The 17,213-nt window shown below is 63.6% G+C and carries 13 protein-coding genes and 1 pseudogene; 5 read left to right on the top strand and 9 right to left on the bottom strand.

Annotation, left to right across the window (positions count from 1 at the left end):
* Position 1: 1 nt before the first annotated feature.
* The 6 genes and pseudogenes from WS75_RS09840 to WS75_RS34890 form a co-directional block, all read right to left on the bottom strand.
* On the bottom strand, positions 2-2,038 hold the full coding sequence (locus tag WS75_RS09840; protein WP_059680302.1) for a two-partner secretion domain-containing protein: 2,037 nt from the start codon (positions 2,036-2,038) through the stop codon (positions 2-4).
* A 21-nt stretch (positions 2,039-2,059) separates the two neighbouring features.
* Positions 2,060-2,464, bottom strand: a complete 405-nt coding sequence (locus WS75_RS33465) for a hypothetical protein (RefSeq protein WP_156429744.1) — start codon at positions 2,462-2,464, stop codon at positions 2,060-2,062.
* Positions 2,464-3,408, bottom strand: a complete 945-nt coding sequence (locus WS75_RS33460) for a VENN motif pre-toxin domain-containing protein (protein ID WP_156429743.1) — start codon at positions 3,406-3,408, stop codon at positions 2,464-2,466. Before WS75_RS33460 ends, WS75_RS33465 begins: the two co-directional genes overlap by 1 nt.
* A 56-nt stretch (positions 3,409-3,464) precedes the next feature.
* Entirely contained in the window at positions 3,465-3,677 is a 213-nt protein-coding gene (locus WS75_RS09830; RefSeq protein WP_257129350.1) for a hypothetical protein, read from the bottom strand.
* Between the two features lie 5 nt (positions 3,678-3,682).
* The gene (locus WS75_RS09825) at positions 3,683-12,094 is read right to left on the bottom strand and encodes a two-partner secretion domain-containing protein (RefSeq protein WP_082729549.1); all 8,412 of its coding nucleotides are present in this window, start codon (positions 12,092-12,094) and stop codon (positions 3,683-3,685) included.
* Between the two features lie 222 nt (positions 12,095-12,316).
* Positions 12,317-12,512, bottom strand: a pseudogene (locus WS75_RS34890) (DNA adenine methylase); the annotation flags it as partial.
* A 122-nt stretch (positions 12,513-12,634) separates the two neighbouring features.
* Here WS75_RS34890 and WS75_RS09820 point away from each other — a divergent pair.
* The 5 genes from WS75_RS09820 (at position 12,635) to WS75_RS09810 (ending at position 14,753) form a co-directional block, all read left to right on the top strand.
* Positions 12,635-12,913 carry a hypothetical protein gene (locus WS75_RS09820; RefSeq protein WP_059680299.1) on the top strand — a complete coding sequence of 93 codons (279 nt, stop codon included), beginning with the start codon at positions 12,635-12,637 and terminating at the stop codon, positions 12,911-12,913.
* The gene (locus WS75_RS33455) at positions 12,910-13,053 is read left to right on the top strand and encodes a hypothetical protein (RefSeq protein ID WP_156429742.1); all 144 of its coding nucleotides are present in this window, start codon (positions 12,910-12,912) and stop codon (positions 13,051-13,053) included. The genes WS75_RS09820 and WS75_RS33455 overlap by 4 nt, the downstream gene beginning before the upstream one ends.
* 25 nt (positions 13,054-13,078) lie before the next feature.
* The gene (locus WS75_RS33450; RefSeq protein ID WP_156429741.1) at positions 13,079-13,468 is read left to right on the top strand and encodes a helix-turn-helix domain-containing protein; all 390 of its coding nucleotides are present in this window, start codon (positions 13,079-13,081) and stop codon (positions 13,466-13,468) included.
* 60 nt (positions 13,469-13,528) lie between these two features.
* Positions 13,529-14,434, top strand: a complete 906-nt coding sequence (locus WS75_RS09815; protein ID WP_059598957.1) for an HTH-type transcriptional regulator ArgP — start codon at positions 13,529-13,531, stop codon at positions 14,432-14,434.
* Positions 14,435-14,540: 106 nt separating this feature from the next.
* A complete protein-coding gene (locus WS75_RS09810) occupies positions 14,541-14,753 on the top strand; it encodes a DUF1059 domain-containing protein (RefSeq protein ID WP_059680298.1) in 213 nt (70 codons plus the stop codon).
* Between the two features lie 109 nt (positions 14,754-14,862).
* On the opposite strand, the gene ltaE is transcribed toward WS75_RS09810, so the two are convergent.
* The 3 genes from ltaE to WS75_RS09795 all read right to left on the bottom strand — a co-directional run bounded on the left by ltaE (position 14,863) and on the right by WS75_RS09795 (position 16,962).
* A complete protein-coding gene (ltaE, locus tag WS75_RS09805) occupies positions 14,863-15,876 on the bottom strand; it encodes a low-specificity L-threonine aldolase (protein WP_059598955.1) in 1,014 nt (337 codons plus the stop codon).
* 218 nt (positions 15,877-16,094) lie between these two features.
* Positions 16,095-16,622, bottom strand: a complete 528-nt coding sequence (locus WS75_RS09800; RefSeq protein WP_059680297.1) for a glycine zipper family protein — start codon at positions 16,620-16,622, stop codon at positions 16,095-16,097.
* A 13-nt stretch (positions 16,623-16,635) separates the two neighbouring features.
* Positions 16,636-16,962, bottom strand: a complete 327-nt coding sequence (locus tag WS75_RS09795) for a hypothetical protein (protein WP_059680296.1) — start codon at positions 16,960-16,962, stop codon at positions 16,636-16,638.
* Between the last annotated feature and the right edge of the window lie 251 nt (positions 16,963-17,213).

The raw sequence follows: 17,213 nt of genomic DNA, 5'->3' as shown, positions 1-17,213 counted from the left end.
GTTAGCGCCACCACCACGTCGTCAGGCCCAGGTGCTGGTCGATTTGCACCGGGCTGCGCGACGGCGCGCGTCCGGTCGTGATGCCACCGGCCGCCGTCACGCCTTTTCCGCCGCTGAACGAACCGCCGTCGATCACGCCGTCGCCGGTCAGCGTCACGCTGCCGTTCGCGGTGAAGCCGCCACCGATATCCATCGCGATGATCTGCGCCCACGTGCTGCCGAAGAACGCCTTGAAGCCCCGGTGCTGGTTGATCGCCGAATAGCCCGTGACGCCTTGCGCATACGTGACGGGAGCATCGACCTTGATGTCGCCCGTCGCGAATACGTTGCCGCCGACGTTGCGGGCGACCGTACCCGCCTTGATGCCGATGTTGCCGCCCGCCTGGATCGTGCCGCCGTACGGCGTGACGTTGCTCGACGCGTCGGCGTGGCAGAAGATCCAGCAACTGCGCGTGTAGCTCGCCTGGCCCGTGAAGACGGCGGCGTTGGTGAAGGCGTTCTGGGCGGTGATGTTGACGTCGCCATCGTTCGATTGAACGATGCCGCCCGAATTGCTGAAATTGCGCGCGCTGATCGTCACCGGACCGTGGACGGCGGCGATATATGCGAGCTGGTCGGGATTGCTGACGGTGCCGTAGTCGACGTTGAAGCCGCTCGTGGTGTGCGCGAAGAACAGGAAGCTGCCGCCGCGATCGGAATACGCGGTTGGCTGGCCGCCGTTCGTGCCGCCGGTATGGTCGATGATGTTCTGAACGTCGCCGGCCGCGGTGAGGCTCACCGCGTCGTTCGACAGGATGCGGGCGTTGTCGTTGATGATGTTGCCGCCGGCCGTCAGCTTCGTCTGGCCGTTGGCGGCAAAGACGATCCCGAGGTTGTTCGCGCTCGAACGGTTCGTGATGTCGCCGGCGGCGGTAAGGATCACGTCGCCGCCAGTTGTCGTGCCGTCGCTCGCCGTCGCGCCTGCCTGAATCAGGCTGCCGGTGTTGCTGATCGCGCCGCTGCTCGTCAGGTTGACCGTGTTGCCTGCGCTCAAGGTGGTTTGGCCGGTTGTATCGTCAGACAGCGCGATGTTGCCCGCCTGAACGTTCACATTGTTCGCGGCTGTCACCTGGGCGCCCGTTAACGACACGGTGCCAGGCGTCGTGAGCGCGACGTCTCGCTCGGCCTTCAGATATCCATCCGCGATCGCGATGTCCCCATTCGCAGTCACGACGACATCGCCTGCGTTCGCGTAGACCTTGCCGAGGCTGTGCACGCCCGCGCCTTGATCAGTGACAATCAGCTGAACGCGGCCGGCCGTCAATCCGCCGGCCGCCGTAATGTCGACGGCGACGGCGTTGCTTTTTGTGCCCGGCGACGACGTGCCAGTCAGCCAGTCGTGGCCATTATCGGACGGGGAGAAACTGGTGTCGTAGGTCGCGGTACTGTCGCCCGCAATAGCGCGAATACCGCTTGTCGAGCTGGTGAAATCGTTCGTGACCGGCCCGTTTATGCTCAGTTGCTTCGCGATCAGGTCGAGGTTGACCAGCGTGCCGGACAATCCACCGGGGCCGATCGTGATCGCGCCGCGGTCGGTCGTGAGCACGACGTTGCGCTGTACGACGCCGGGCGCAAGCGTGAGATCGGTGAAACTTACCTGCCCGGTCGACAACACGACGTGCCCCGTGTTCGTGAAGCTCCCGCCGTCGATCGTGACGCCGTTCGGATTTGCGAGGATCACATTCGCGCGTGGACCGAGCACGTTGATGTTGCCCTGAATCAGCGAGGGGTTCGTGCTCGTGACCTGATTGACGATCGTGCGCGCGTTGATGCCGACGTTGTTGAGGTCGGCGCCGGCTTTCGAGACATTGAACGACGAGTACGTGTTATTCGAGACGCCCCCGACAGCAGGCGCAATGTTGACGGTTTGTCTACCACCCACGCCAGAAGATACGGCCGTCGCAGTAGCTCCGTCAGCCAGGATGCCTGCCGCATAGGCCGGCACCGCGAACGTGGCCCAAGTCAAAATCAGATAGCGTGATACTTTTGTTAATTTCATTTCGCCGGCTGCAATAAATTACTATTCAAATGAAATAGTTAACACATCACCGCCGTCGTATTTGGAGCGGAACGTCGTCAATACTAACTCCGCGAATTTTGAAGCCAACAAAACTGCAAAAGTCGGATCCAATCCATCTAAGTAGAATGAGAAAGTACATCCACTTTGTACATTCTCCCACGCAACAAACACATCTTCACTGACAGTTTTCCAAAACTGGATGTTGCGAACAGATCCGGAGATCACCTCTAAATGTACTTTTTCGGCGGCGAGCTCTATTTGGTCACCACTATCGTTCCATGTCGTTATCTTAGCGTTGCCGGGATTCGTAAGCGACAGTCCCAGCGCCTCCATCAAAGAAACGACAAAGGGGAATGCCCAACCCAAAGTTTCAGGAATCCGTATACGACACACTGGTCTCGTCATCATTTGCTCCCGGGGAAAATTTTGACATTCTCAACGCCGAGTATTTTAGTCGCAAGGTTAATTGCCGACTGAGGCGTACCTTCAGCGAAGTAGGCCTCGGCAGAGACACCTCGCTGGGTGGCGATCGCTTGGTAGATGCGAAGCTCCTGCCCCAGCTTTCCCAGATTATTCGCCTTTGCCGGACCACCAACCGCGATCAGGTTGCCATTCCCGCCGACAACGTCGATATCCGTCGACCCGAGCCCAGGTACAGCAACCTTCTCGCCAGACACTGAGCCATTGACAATATTCGCGACAGACGTTTCGCGATTTTGTCCAGCGAGCCGCGCGGCGTCTCCAGACGAATTTGTGGCACCCTGACCGCCTGTGCCGCTACCCGAGCCGCTATTGCTATCGCCACTGGACAGAGTCGAATTGCTTGGCGAACCAGTCGCGCCCGCAGAAGCAATTGGTGGCGTCGCGACACAGCCCACGCCGGGATAACAAGTTACCGTCGGTGGTGTCACCACTGCGCCACCTGTCGCTGGCGGATTACCGTCATTCGCCTGCACGAGCGGATTCGGATCAGCGGGTGGTGCCCCTCCGTTGTTAGACTGAACCAGCGACCCAACGCCCTTTACCGTAGACGTAACAGGCTGCGTGAGGCTTTGTATTGTCGGGCTTTTCCACGGCATCATTGCCGTAAGGATTATCTCTGCGGCTGCACTAAGTGCCCCGCCATTCCTCACGGCTGCAGCCGTATGGGTCGGACTTCCTCCGTCGTTATTCAGCGCTTCATTTTGAGCGGCGGCGGCACCAGCCATCGCGTTTTGACCTGCAAGCCCGGCAAAGCCACCACCGGCCCATGTCGAAATCGCCGCCAGCATAGCCATCTGGCCTTGATCAAGCGCCGCGCCGCTCGGATCGATCACCCGTAACACGTCGGGTGTCAACGCGGCCGACACGGCCCCGCCAATCGCACCGTATCCGCACCGACTACGGCACTGTTTGTGGCAACAAATTACCCAACGTCACGAGCCTCAACAGTTGCCAACGCATAGGCATCGTCCTTCGGCAAGAAGGCTTCCACTTCGTAGCCTGCGGGCGAACTCGGGTCACCGAACACCAACACTACGGTCACAACGGTTCCGAGTGGCAGCACCACAGTTCGGTGCTCCCCAATGACTGTTGCCTCAACGGACTTCGACAACACAAACGTGTCGTTTTCTTTCATCGCATTCATTTTTTCGCAGGGATACCTGTCACGAGTCGCACCGTTCCGGAATTGTCTTTCATGAAGACAAACGTCGTGTCTATAATCTTTCCGTTAGTTCCTTTGATCGGGATGACCTGTTCGTAAGTTTGTCCGTATTGGGTAGTCTTCGTCTGCACTGCCGTGGCCGTATCAAAGTACAACTGTTTAGCCAAATCTTGCCAGTTGCTCTGGTCGAAACCCAGCGCCTGACTGAACCAGTTCGCCTTAGTTTGATTCTGAGGATGTGCCGGGTCCAACAAGTAGCCGTTCAACTTGCTTTCAAGATTTGATGTATCGAATCCGACGTTGTTTGTGGAACCCTGACCGTTCGTGCCGCCTGAACCGCTGTCGCTACTACCGCTCGACAGAATCGCATTACTCGGCGTGCCCGGTGATCCCGGCACCATCGTGCAAACCGGCGGATCGCATACGGGCACCGCTGGCGTCACCGGCGAGGCTCCGGTGGTCGGCGGATTGCCGTTGTTCGCCTGCACCAGCGGATTCGGATCGGACGGCGGCGTCTGTCCGTTGTTGGCCTGCATCAGCCCTACAAACTGGTTGCCCCAGTTCTTGAAGGAGCCGATCGGATCGCCGTAGGTATTCTGCAGCCACGTGCCGACCGCGCTCAGCAGGCCGCCTTTTTTCGCTGCGTCGGCCGCATGGTCCCCCGTGTTGTTCAGCGCCTCGTTCTGCGCAGCCGTCGCACCGGCCATCGCATTCTGACTGGCGAGACCAGCAAGACCACCACCAGCAAGCGTTGCGAACGCTGCGAGTACAGCCTGCTGACCCGCATCAAGCGGCGCGCCCGTCGGATCAATCGCCTTCACCACATCCGGCGAGAGCGCCGCGCTCACGGCCCCACCAATCGCACCGCCACCACATCCCTGGCCCGTCGCCGCACCTGCCGCACAGCCGAGCGCCGCATGAGCTGCCACGTACGCCGCGCCCGTCAGCGTGCCGTCCTGATTCAGATTGCCGATCGTGTAGGCAATCGATGCCGCCGCATTCGTCGCCGCGCTGTTGCGCAGATTCGTCAGGAAGCTTCCGCCCTGCAGGGTCGTTTGAATCGTCGCTTGGAGCACCGATTCGGCCGCGATTGCGGTAATCGTCGTCGGCAACGAACCGGTTGCCGCACCCGCCTGGGGTACAAGCGTGTTCCCAACCGACTGTACGCCGGCCAGCGATGCGAGACTGTTCTGCGAGGCATTCCACGACCAGCCCGGGGCACCGTTGCCAAACGTGATGCCGTTCGTCAAACCGGCCGTCAGCGCCGCCACACCACCTGTTTCCAGCATCTTCCCGACACTGAACGAGCCGCCGGAATTCAACTGGCTCATCGTGCTGTTCATCATGCCGGCAAAACCGGCCGACAGCGCGACGTTCGCCGTGCCCGCGCCGATCGCCGCCGTCGTCGTGGTCGCCGGCACCGCCGCCGCGAAGGCCGTCCCCGATGCTGCCGACGCCATCGCCCCGATTGCAGCCGACGCCGCCATCCCCGACATGATCGACAAGCCGACGATCACCCCCGTCATGAAGACCTGGTCGTACCACGCATCGCCGCCGAGCACGTCCGTGTGCAGGTTGTCGCTGACAGTCTGCTGCGTGAAGTTCCCGCCGAGTTGGCCCTTCAGATTCGCCAGCATCGCTTGTGTGCCGGCTGCGTCGACGGTGCCATCCGCGCCGGTTTTCTGAAGCGCACCGCCGATCTGGTTCAGGCTTTGCACTTGCAAATCGTAATTGGCGGCCGACATGAAGCCGCCTTGCTGCACGACGGTGCCCGTGGTCTGCAAGAGCATGCCGTCCTGACCGGTCTGGTAGATCGTGCCGATGTTCGTCGAGCGTTGTTCGTTGGTCAGCGAATTCGTGTTGACCGTCAGGTTCTGCGCCGTGACGGTGCCCGTGTTCAGGATGCTGTTCGCGTAGTTGAGCGTGACGTTCGTGCCAGTGATCTCGCCATCGGCATTGACGACCGCGTAGTTCTTCGGCAACAACAGTTCAGGCATCAGCGCCTGCACGGTCGGGCACGTCGCGCCACCCGTCGTCGAGCAGCCCGGTTCCGGCACCGACTGCTCGACGTACCAGAGCATCGGATGATCGACCATCGCCAGTTGCGCGTCGGACAGCTTCGTTCCGAGCGCGATGTCATGGTCCTTCGCGTACTCGAGTGCCGCACCGTACAGCGCGGCTTTGTCCTGATTGGCGATCGACGCCTGACTCGTACTGTCCGTCGCACTCGTCGTGCTGTAGAAACTGCTCTTGCCGGTCGCCTGCAGCGCGGCCAGCTCGATCTGCTGATTCTCGGTGTACGGGTCGTAGTAGAACGGGACATTGCCCGGCTGCAGATTCGCCGGCAGGTTGGCAATCAACGACGCCGACGAAACCGTGTCCACGACCTGCGCGGCCGGGTTGTTCGTCAGGTAGGTGACCGTGGTCGTTTGCCCGGAAATCGTCTTGACGGTTGCGCTCTGCGGCGCGTTCGCCTGCGTGACGATCGGCGCGACCGGCTTGCCGACGGTTTGCGTGCCGATCGGCGTGTTTGGTGGCAAACCCGCCGAACCGGTCACCGACGTGAGCTGGCCATTCGCATCGACAACCCGGCCCGCCACGTTGACGGTCGTGGCCACGCCGGACGGCGTCGACACCGGCCCAAGCGAGATCACCTGCCCCGACACGACCGGCGGCGGTGTAAATACGTTCGGATTCGTGATCCCGTTGACGAGCTGCGAGCCCGTTAGCGCGATGGACTGGCCGATCACGTTGCCGGTGTTCGTGAGCGTCGGCGAGTTCACCGAGAGCGAATTGCCCGCTTGAATCGTGGCCGGCACAAAGTCCGACATGCCGACATTCGACGGCAAGCCGGGCGCTGCTTGCGCATCGCCGAGACTGAACGCACCGCCGTACAGGTTCTGGCAGGTCGCCGCCGAACCTTGGCAACCCCACGTGCGAATGCCGGCGGGGTTACCGGTCCAATACGCGTGTAGGTATTGGTTGTCGCTCGACGCGCTCGAGCTGGCGTTGATCGTTGCGTTGTTCAGAGCCGTCACGAGACTGCCCGTGTTGCTGAACACGCCCGCCGTGATCGACAGATTGTTGTTCGCAGTAATCGTCGACGGCCGGGCCGACTGCACCTCGATATACGCTTCGCAGTTCTGTCCGCATCCAGAGTACGGCGAGCCCGTTCCGTAGTTCTGATGGATCGTGGCCGGTGCGGCGATCGTGTTCGTCACCGTACCTGCGTTGATCTGGACGTTGTTGCCGGCTTCGATCGCGGCCGAGGTGTTCGTGACGCTCGATGCCTGCGTCGGATTGCCCGCGGTCGTGCCTGCGCCGCCGATCACGACATCGTGCGCCGCGACCAGATTGCCGTAAGTGTTGTTGACCTGGTTCGCGGCGATGACGATGTCGTGACCAGCGGTGACGTTGCTGTTGGTCTGTTGATAGCTGTACGTCTCCGAGTTCGGATTCGTCGTATGAAGCGACGTGCAGCCCGAATTCGAGACGCCCGATGCGCAACCCGCCGTCACCGTCTTCGACCCGACATTCGAACCTTGATTCGTAAAGCTCGTTGCCTGAATCGTGACGTCGTTGCCTGCCGACAGCGTCCCCGCATTGGTCAGGTTGCCACCGGATACATTCAGGTTATGGCCCGCCAGCACCTGTCCCGCTGCACCCTGCACCGTGGTGCTCGTCGATACGGTCGGAGTCGCTACCGTACCCGGCGAACTGATCGAGAAGGTCGTCGGCAGACCGATGGTGTATGAACAGTGGCTGTTCAGATCGCAGGCATGGATCCCCGTACCGACAATACCGCCGCCCGAAGACCCCGGCGAGGTGCCGACGCTCTGGTAGACCGCGATCGGCGTGCCGCCCTGTCCCAGGAATCCCCCCGATGTCGAACCGTTCAATGCCTGCAGACCCGACAACAACGAATTCAATGCCGTCGCATCGACCGTGTCCATCACGGTCGACGTGTACGAGCGCGCCTCGTTGTTCAGCGTCTGAACGTTCAACGAAACGTCGTTCGCCGCACTGACCGTCCCGCCTTGATTGTTCAGGGTCTGGGCCGTCATCGAAAGATTGTGTCCCGCCGCGATCACGGACGGCGGCCCGGACACCACGCCGACTGTCGTCGTCGTTTCCGTCACCGTCGGCAGCGTGAAGGTCTTGCTGATGCCATTGTTCGCGAGCGTGCCGTCCTGCACGTACCAGTATGCCGCACCGAGGCTACCCAGCTGCGGTTGCGCTTGCGATGCGCCTCCGGGCAATTGCACCAGCGTGAACGTGCCGGTCGATGCGACGGGAGCCTGAGTAACTGCGACACCCACGGGCGACAACAAGTCACCGAGGGTCGCTTGCTGGGTCAGCGGGATGTTCTCTGCCGCGACGTGGTTGCCTACGCCGGGGAAATAGAACTGGTAATTGATCGTGCCGATGACGGTCGACCACAACAGTCCGGGGTTGTCTACCGTCTTGGTCGTCGTCGTTGTCGACGAGCCCGATGCAGCAGTCGCATTATTGACGGTCACGGCTGTGATCGACAGATCGTTCGTCGCCGTCAGCGTACCGCCCGCGTTCCCAAGATCGCCGCTCAGGTTGATCGTTGCGTTGCCGCTGCCTGCCGGGCTGTTGCTATTACCCGCCTTCGTGGTGCCGCCTGAGTTGTCATAGCTCGATCCTGTGATCGTTAGCGTATTGACCACCTGCACCGTCCCGGCGTTCGTGCCCGAACCATTCAGCGTGAACGCATCATTGGCCGTGACGGTACCGCTTGCCGCGTTCGCGAGCGACCCGTTGATCGTCAGGTCGTTACCGTTGACGGTTCCGGCGTTCCCGACAGCCCCGTTCAGGGTCAGCGAGCCGGTACCCTGATTGATCGTGCCGGCGTTGTTGATGCCTTGCGTTGCAGAGACGGTGACCGCCGTTCCCGGCAGCGTCCACGTTCCGGAGTTGCTCACCGACTGCGCGGACAGGTTCAAGCCATTGCCGCCGTTGACCGTCCCATAACTGGCTACAGACGGATCGAGCGTCTGGTTCGGCAGGTTCAGCGTCGCGATGTTTTGCCCGAGAATCCGGCCGTTGGTGTTGTCGAAGGATCCATTGCCGCCCGAGACGGTCACCGTCGTGTTGCCGATTGCAGCGGTCGGATTATTGACGTCGCCCGAGTAGATGAGACCGTTCGCGTTATTCAGGCTGCCCGTCGTCAGGTTCAGCGCGTTGGTCGCGAGCAAACCACCCGAGTTCGTCGTCGCGCCCGAGATGTTGAAATTCGCCGTCGGCCCGTAGATCGTCCCTGAGTTATTAAGGCTCGTCGCGGTGACGTTCGCGGTTTGCAGCGACGACAAGCTGCCCGAATTCGAGACGGTCGACCCCGACACGTTCAGGTTGCCGGCCGCCATCTGCGTACCGACGTTATTGATCGTGCCGCCGGCGAGCGTCGCGTCGCCCTTGAAAGCCGCCGTTCCGCCCGTCGTCAGGCTTTGCGTACCGGTGATCCGCGCCGTGCCGCCGACCACCGCGTTCGCGGTCGTCACGTTCGCGCCCGACAGGGTCGCGTTGCCGCCGACCGACAGCGCGGGTGCCGTAGTGCTGAAGGTCTGGTTGAGCTGGCCCGCCGCCGTATCGAGGTTATTCGTCGCGGTGGCGGTAAGGTTGCCGCCGACCGCCACGCCCTGCGTCGTGATGTTGGTCGCTGTGAGATTCGCATCCTTCGATGCAGTCGTCTGGCCATTCAGCGTCAGGCCTTGAGCGGCGCTCAGGTTGGCGTTGCCAGCCGTCGAAACAGCACCGGCCACCGTCAGATTGCCCGCCTTCGAATTGGCACTCAGATCGCCCAGGCTCTTGACGCTGCCTTGTGCTGTCACGTCGGTGCCGGCGGTGATCGTGGTCGCTCCGCCCGACAGCGCATCGCCTGCGAGCGTCGCACTACCGTTGGTCGCCGTCAGCGTACTGCTGCCGACCGCCGTCGTCGCGCCGACCGACAGGTTTTGACCGGCCGTCGCGCTCAGGTTGTTGCCGGTCTGAATTCCACCGGAGACGGCAACATTGTTTCCGGCATTGAGCGTCGTATCGTTCGCGACGCTGATCGCGCCCGTGCCGTTGATGTCGCGTCCGGCCGTCACGTTCGCGTTGCCGGTGTTGTTGACCGCAAGACCGCCGTTCAGGCTCACATCACGTGCAGCTGCGATCGTCGTGGTCTGGCCGCTCTGGACCGTACCGGCAATCGTCGCATCCTGCCCGGCGTTGATGTTCACCGCGCCCGGCGTCGACACGGCCCCCGCGACCGACACGTTGCCGGCACTCGATCCAATCGATGCGTTGCCTCCGCTGTAGACCGTTCCGCCCAGGTTGACGCCCTGCTTGCCGCTCGCGTTCAGCGCACCGAGCGCGACCAAGTTGCCTGTCGTCGAGAGCGACCCGCCGTTGGCTGCGAGCGTCATATCACCGACCGACGCGGCCACGCCCTGAACGGTCGTGCTGTCACCCGACGTCACGTTCAGATTCCCGCCACTCGTGACGTTCCCACCGAGCGTCGTGTCCTGCCCCGCCTGAATCGTCACCGCACCCGGTGCGGACACCGTGCCGCCGAAACTTGCGTTCGTGCCAGCCGTCGCGTTGACCGTGCTGCCGCTTTGTACCGCGCCATTGAGCGCGATCGCCTGGCCTGCGTTCAGGTTGACCGCGCCCTGCGAGGACGAGACATTGCCTTGGCCCGTAATCGAGCCGGCTTGTGCCGCAATCGATACCGGCCCCTGTGCCTGCTCGGTGCCGCCGATCGTTGCATTCTGGCCGGCCGTCACCGACAACGCGCCATTCGACAGCGCGTTGCCGTTCACGGTCGCCGAGCCAGTCTGTGCGGCAATCGTGGTGTCGCCGACGCCTGACACCTGCCCGTTGATCGTTGCGTTGCGCGCACCTGCGAGCGCCACCGTGCTACCGCCCTGCACCGCGCCGTTGACTGTCAGATCCCGCCCGGCCTTGGCCGACACCGTGCCGGGCGCACTCAAGCCCCCGACCGTGAGATCGCCGTTCGTCGTCTGCAGCGCGATGTCGTGCGCCGACAGCGCCCCGATCGTCATCGATTGGCCGGCCGTCAGGCTGGCCGCACCGTTCGCGGCAACGGACGCGGCATTCAAATTGCCGCCCGCTGTCATCGTGACGTTCTGCCCGGCCGACACTGCACCCGGCGCGTTGATGTCGCCGTTCGCATTGACCGTGTAGTTCTGGTTCGCGAGACCCGTACCCGCGATCGTCGTGTTGCCCGTGCTGGTCAGATTGACGTTCTGATTGGCAAACGTTTGACCGACCGACACGTCGCCGTTCGCATTGACGACTACGTTGCCCGCCGTCGCCGACAGTGGGCCTTGGGTGTTCACGCCCATACCGGCCGCCGTGGACACGATATAGACCGTGCCGCTCGTCACCGAACCATATTGGCTCGCATCGACCGCGACGCTCTTGCCGATCGCCGCGGCCGTGTTTGCCGTGCCGTTTGCGGCCGTTCCGTAAGTGATGCCGGTCTCGTTCGACGACGCTGGCGTCACGAGCTGGTTGCCCGTGACGATGTTCACGCGCTGGTCGGCTCTCAGGGGTGCGTTGACGGTGACACTTTGGCCGATGAGGTCCAAATTCCCGACGGTGCCTTCCACTCCGGCCCCCGGCGTGCCGTCATTACCGGCGGGCCCGCTGATCGAAATGTTGCCTGAGCGAACGTCGTACGCCACCGCACCCGCATGCGCAAAATCGGTTGCCGTGCCGCCGACACCCGTCAGAAACTGCGGCGTGCCGGTCGTGAGCGTCAAATTCGTGACGTTCGTCACGCTCAAACCATTGACGCTGACGCCATTCGGAGACGCCACGACGACGGCTGCGGGTGAGCCGAATACCTCGAGCGGACCGAACAATGAGGCCGCTGGACCAGTCGAGCTGACCTGATTGACGATCGTCGTCGCCGGCCGACCATTCAGATTCGGATTCGCGCCCAGCGTACCGCCGAGCAATGGAGTGCCCGCCACCGTGCTGTTGTTCAGCACGAGACCTTCCGGCCCTACGTTAAACGACTGGTACTGACCAACGCTGATCCCATTGGCATTGGGCGTTGGAATGTTGATAGCCGGCACACCAGCGCTGGTCTGCGTGATCGTCGGCTGGAAGGGAATCGGCGCGCGAGGATCGATAATCGGTGCCGCGTGCACGACTTCATCGGCAAGAAACACGGCCGGCGCGAAATACATCACGATCGCCATCATGGCCGCAACGCCACGCATCCATAACGGACGCGCGGTCTCATCACATGCCGGTCCTGCAAAGCGATAATTCGTGCACGCCGATTCGCGTGCCAGTTGCTGCTGCGCGACGCGTACGCCCCCGGCACGTTGCGCTTTCTTGTTGCTCGTCATCTACGCCTCTACGAAGGCTTGTTGTTAGGTCGTGTCGGAGAAATGCCGGCACGACATGTCACGGCTTGCTAGATTTATCGCGCGGATCGTATCACATGCTATTTTTGGCAAGCGTCAACAATCGTCAAGCGAATCAATAGCTTACGAATAAATTTCGCCACTCATCCGCCGACCTTCACCTCCGCAACAGGCCACCGCACAGTTCCGTACGGCGGCCTGCGGTCAAAACAACCCGGCCGTTTGCGCCGCGTCGTCCCAGCTGAAAATGATCAGTTCGCTTCGTTCGGCTGCCCCGTCGACCACCGCGCAAAGTGCACTGGATCGGCACGGCCTCGATATGAAACCTGTCGAACACATGCCGAACGTCCGGATGGTCGTTCAGGCTGACGATCACGCGTCCCTTGATCGTGCGCAGCTTTCCCGAAGAAGGCACGGATTTACCCCGTAACGGCACCGGATGAAGACGGCCGCTGCGTTCCTGCCGATACCCTTCGCTCACCCATCAGCAAGCGGACGAAAAAGGCGATCGCGGAAATATACGTGGCCCGGCCGAAACCCGATCAGGGGATCTGCGCGGCGATGTACAACTTCGGGGACAGCTTCGTATCGACGCCACTGAAGATCGGCGCAGGCACCACAACCTACCCGACGCGAATGCAAGCGGCACAAGAAGGCGCTCGATGGTCGAGAAAAACACCCGGCCACGAGAACATCAAACACCAGAAAGACCTTCCACTCGTCTTGCAATGGCTCGATGACATCCTGCAGTCACCCAATCCCGACTGGACGCCGGATATGGCGCAGGAGGCAGCGAAATGACCTCGCGCCCGGCTATCGCACTGGCGAGCGTCAACGGCAATTCGATGCAGTCGAACAAAGGTGGGCTGACGCCCGCAACCGCGATCCAGATAGACGAAGCGCCGCTCACGCGGCGCATACCGAACGTACGCACGCTCTAAAAACGCGGATGCAATCCCTACAGCCATGGAACGAGCACTAACCCTCAAAGAAGCTGCAGATTTGCTCGCTGTTTCGTATTCGACAATCTATGCAAATCCGCGAGCCTTGGGCTTCTTCAAAGTCGGAGGGGTTTGGCGAATCTGGCCTGAAATTCTGAAATCGAAACCGTCCGGTTACAATGCCGATCGACCGGCGCGGACGGAAGGAAAGGAGCGTTTCCAATGTCCATCCGAAAGCGCGACGGCGTCTATTACCTCGATCTCCGTACGCCAAGCGGAGAAAAAATACGCCGCTTTTTGTGTGACTTCTGACCGGAAGGAAGCCAAGAAGCATCACGACAAGCTGAAAGCCGAACTGTGGGACGTGCATAAGCTCGGAAAACGACACCACTACGCTTACGAAGAAGCGCGGTGAGATTCCTCAAAGCGCAGCCCCCGATTTGATCAACACAATCTGTCTCGGGCAATCTGATACATGTCGATGACGATCGATCCGAAGCAGGCCGCCGCGCTGCTGGCCGTCGCCGACACCGGCAGCTTCGAGCAGGCCGCCGTGCGCCTGCACGTGACCGCTTCCGCCGTCACGCAGCGGGTGCGCGCGCTGGAGGCGAGCCTCGGCACGCCGCTCGTGCTGCGCACGCGGCCGTGCCGGCCGACGGTGGCCGGACAGCGCGTGCTGCAGCACCTGCGCCGCGTCGCGCTGCTGCAGGCCGACCTGCAGAGCACGCTCGCGGCCGAGCGCGAATCGCCGATCTCGGTCACGATCGCGCTGAACTCCGACAGCCTCGGCACCTGGTTCCTGCCCGCGCTGACGTCGGTGCTCGCGGGCGAGCGCATCCTGTTCGAGCTGATCGTCGAGGATCAGGATCACACGTTCGCGCTGCTCGAAAGCGGGATGGCCGTCGGTTGCGTGACGACCGAGCCGAAGCCGATGCGCGGCTGCGTCGCGACGCCGCTGGGCACGATGCGCTACCGGCTGCTTGCGGCCGCCGCGTTCGCCGGGCGCTGGTTCCCGCGCGGCCTGAGCCGCACGAGCGCGCGCGTCGCACCGGTCGTCGCGTATTCGCGGCGCGACACGCTGCAGTCCACGTTCCTCAAGGAGAAATTCGGGTTGCCCGAAGGCGCGTATCCGTGCCATTACGTGCCGGGCACGCACGCGCATTTCGCGGCGGTGCGGCACGGGCTCGGCTACGCGATGGTGCCGGAGCCGCTGATCGGCGGCGCGCCGCTCGACGCGCAGGGGCTCGTCGATCTCGCGCCCATGCATCCGACCGATATCGCGCTGTACTGGCACGCATGGACCGTGCAGTCGCCGACGATGGCGTCGCTGTCCACGCGGGTGGTCGAAGCGGCGCGCCGGCTGCTCGCACCGCTGTCGTGACGAGCGCCGCCGGCGCGTCGCCTATACTTTTTTCATCGGCCTCGCGAACGCGCCGCGCGGCCGATCACGCACATCCGGCCGTTCCCTTTCCCGTGAGGAGAACATCATGTCCCGCCGCTATATCGATTGCCGCGAGTTTCCCAGCGCGATGCATTGCTCGGTCGCGATTTCCGCAGACTCCGACAACGAACTCCTGGAGGCCGCCGTGCAGCATGCGGTCTCGGTGCACCAGCACACCGACAGCGCCGAACTTCGCACGCAGCTGAAAGCACTGTTCCACGACGGCACGCCGCCCGCCGACATGCCCAAGCACGCGTAGTCTACCGGCACGCCCGATATCGACAGACGGGCCACGGCACCGCCCCGTCGCCTCCCCACCCCCGCTTCGCGCCGCGCCTGCGCCCCCGGGCCGGCCGGCGCATTCCGCCTTACGCGCGCCGTTGCGCGAAATACGCGCCGACCGCGTCGATGAAGGTATCGATATCCGCGCGCGACACGTCGCAGTGCGTGACGAAGCGCGACGCGTACAGCATCTGCGTGAGGATCCCGCGTTCCTTCAACCACGCCTCGAGCGGCGCGCAATCGGCTTCGGGGAATTGCGCGAACACCATGTTCGTCGCGTGCGACAGCACCTTCACCGGCTCGATGCGCGCGAGGCCGGCGGCAAGATGCGCGGCGTTCGCGTGATCGTCGGCGAGCCGCTCGACGTTGTGGTCGAGCGCATACAGGCAGGCCGCCGCGAGAATGCCGGACTGCCGCATCCCGCCGCCGAGCACCTTGCGCCAGCGCTGCGCGCGCTCGACCAGCGCGCGATTGCCGACCAGTACCGAACCGACCGGCGCGCCGAGCCCTTTCGAGAAGCAGATCGACACGGTATCGAACGGCGCGCACAGCTCGGCGATCGGGCGGCCCGACGCGACGGCCGCATTGCACACGCGCGCGCCGTCGAGGTGGGTCGCCAACCCGCGGCTGCGCGCGAGCGCGACGGCTTCCTGCACATAGCCGTCCGGCAATACCTGGCCGCCGATCGTATTTTCGAGCGCGAGCAGGCGCGTGCGGGCGAAGTGGTTGTCGAGCGGCTTGATCGCCGCGGCGATCTTCGCGAGCGGCAGCGTGCCGTCCGGCGCGTTCTCGATCGGCTGCGGCTGGATGCTGCCGAGCACGGCCGCACCGCCGCCTTCGTACTTGTAGGTGTGCGCGAGTTGGCCGACGATGTACTCGTCGCCACGCTCGCAATGCGCCATCAGCGCCGCCAGGTTGCTTTGCGTGCCGCTCGGGAAGAACAGGCCGGCTTCCTTGCCGGCCCGCTCGGCCGCGACCGCTTGCAGGCGCAGCACGGTCGGGTCGTCGCCCCATACGTCGTCGCCGACTTCGGCGGCAGTCATTGCGGCCAGCATGGCCTGGCTCGGACGTGTGACGGTATCGCTGCGTAAATCGATCATCTTCGTGCCCTGAGTGAACGCGGACCGGAACCGATGCGCCCGGCCCTGCCGAAACGAGACTCAGAGTGTACGCAATTCGCGCAGCGCCTGCCGATGCATCGCACTGCACAAGGAAGCGGCGATCGATCGTGCGCCGCCGACACACGATCCCCCCGCGACCGGCACGAAGCGACGCGCCCCGCGCCGGGGCGGGGCGGCCGGCATTCGGGGCGGCATCGTCAATAACGCGGCGGCGGCGGCTGGACACCCGGCGGCGGCATCGGCGGCGCCACACGCTGCGCGCCGCCGACATATCCGCCGCTCATCCCTCCCGGCACCGGCACGCGGTTGCCGGTTGCGTACATGCATTGCAGATACGCGTAGTCGTAGCGGCGCTGGACGTCGTAGGCCGAGCCCTGCGCGGCGCCCGCGCCCGCGACGCTGCCCGCGAGCAGCCCGGCACCCGCGCCGACGGCCGCGCCGGAGCCGCCGTTGAACGCGGCGCCCGCGGCCGCGCCGAGCGCGGTGCCGACGGCCGCGCTGCCGACCGCGCTCGCGGTCGACGCCTGCCCGGCACTCACGCCGCCCGATTGCTGGAACGCGTACTGGCGGCAGTTCGCATCGTCGACGCGAAACTGGTCGAACGACTTGCCGGTGCCCGGCAGCGCCATCACGCTGGGCCCGGCCGGCATGTACGCGCACGCGCCGAGCAGGCCGGCCAGCGCCAGCACGGCCGGCACGCGCAGCGATCGAATCATGGGGTTCATCGTCGCGCCTCCCTCATTGCGGCCGCGCCGGCACCGATCGCCAGCCCGACTTGCAGGTCTTCACATACGGGTAGTAATGCTTCGACGCGTCGCAGTAGTACCAGACGTCCGCGCCGCCGCCTTGCTGCGGCTGGTCCTTCTCGACGTACTCCGGCGGCGGACCGGGATCGACGGGCACCACGACGACGGGCGGCGGGTAGTAGTACGGCGCGGGAACGACCGGGTAGTCATACGGGTAACCTGGGCCGACGTACACGCCGACCCGGGCGGCATGCGCCACGCCGCCCGTCGCGACGGCCACCGCGGCGACCGCGCCCAGCGCGAGCTTCAATCCATTCACGTCACGTTCTCCGGCAGGACGGTTCGTCGATACGAACCGGACATATCGAACGCTACGCCGTGCGCGATTCGCCAGCCATTACAGGCGCGGGCGCCAATGTTGCGCGCCGTTACCCATGTAACAGGCCCCGTCAGCCAGGGCCCGCCAGCGGGGCTGCACGCGTTACGCGTCAACGCGCCGAAACGGACTGGCCGCGGGCACGCAGCACGCAGGTTCGCGACGCGCCGCTCCGATGACGCGACGCGCCATAT

It is taken from the genome of Burkholderia sp. FL-7-2-10-S1-D7 (assembly GCF_001524185.1).
GTDB classification, from domain to species: Bacteria; Pseudomonadota; Gammaproteobacteria; order Burkholderiales; family Burkholderiaceae; genus Burkholderia; species Burkholderia diffusa.
Note: the sequence above shows the minus strand (reverse complement) of the source record. Positions and strands in the feature narration are given on the sequence as shown.

Coding starts and splice junctions, on each gene's coding strand:
- WS75_RS09840 (WP_059680302.1), bottom strand. CDS start 2,038: ATGAAATTAACAAAAGTATCACGCTATCTGATTTTGACTTGGGCCACG.
- WS75_RS33465 (WP_156429744.1), bottom strand. CDS start 2,464: ATGACGAGACCAGTGTGTCGTATACGGATTCCTGAAACTTTGGGTTGG.
- WS75_RS09830 (WP_257129350.1), bottom strand. CDS start 3,677: ATGAAAGAAAACGACACGTTTGTGTTGTCGAAGTCCGTTGAGGCAACA.
- WS75_RS09825 (WP_082729549.1), bottom strand. CDS start 12,094: ATGACGAGCAACAAGAAAGCGCAACGTGCCGGGGGCGTACGCGTCGCG.
- WS75_RS33455 (WP_156429742.1), top strand. CDS start 12,910: ATGACCTCGCGCCCGGCTATCGCACTGGCGAGCGTCAACGGCAATTCG.
- WS75_RS33450 (WP_156429741.1), top strand. CDS start 13,079: ATGGAACGAGCACTAACCCTCAAAGAAGCTGCAGATTTGCTCGCTGTT.
- WS75_RS09815 (WP_059598957.1), top strand. CDS start 13,529: ATGTCGATGACGATCGATCCGAAGCAGGCCGCCGCGCTGCTGGCCGTC.
- WS75_RS09810 (WP_059680298.1), top strand. CDS start 14,541: ATGTCCCGCCGCTATATCGATTGCCGCGAGTTTCCCAGCGCGATGCAT.
- ltaE (WP_059598955.1), bottom strand. CDS start 15,876: ATGATCGATTTACGCAGCGATACCGTCACACGTCCGAGCCAGGCCATG.
- WS75_RS09800 (WP_059680297.1), bottom strand. CDS start 16,622: ATGAACCCCATGATTCGATCGCTGCGCGTGCCGGCCGTGCTGGCGCTG.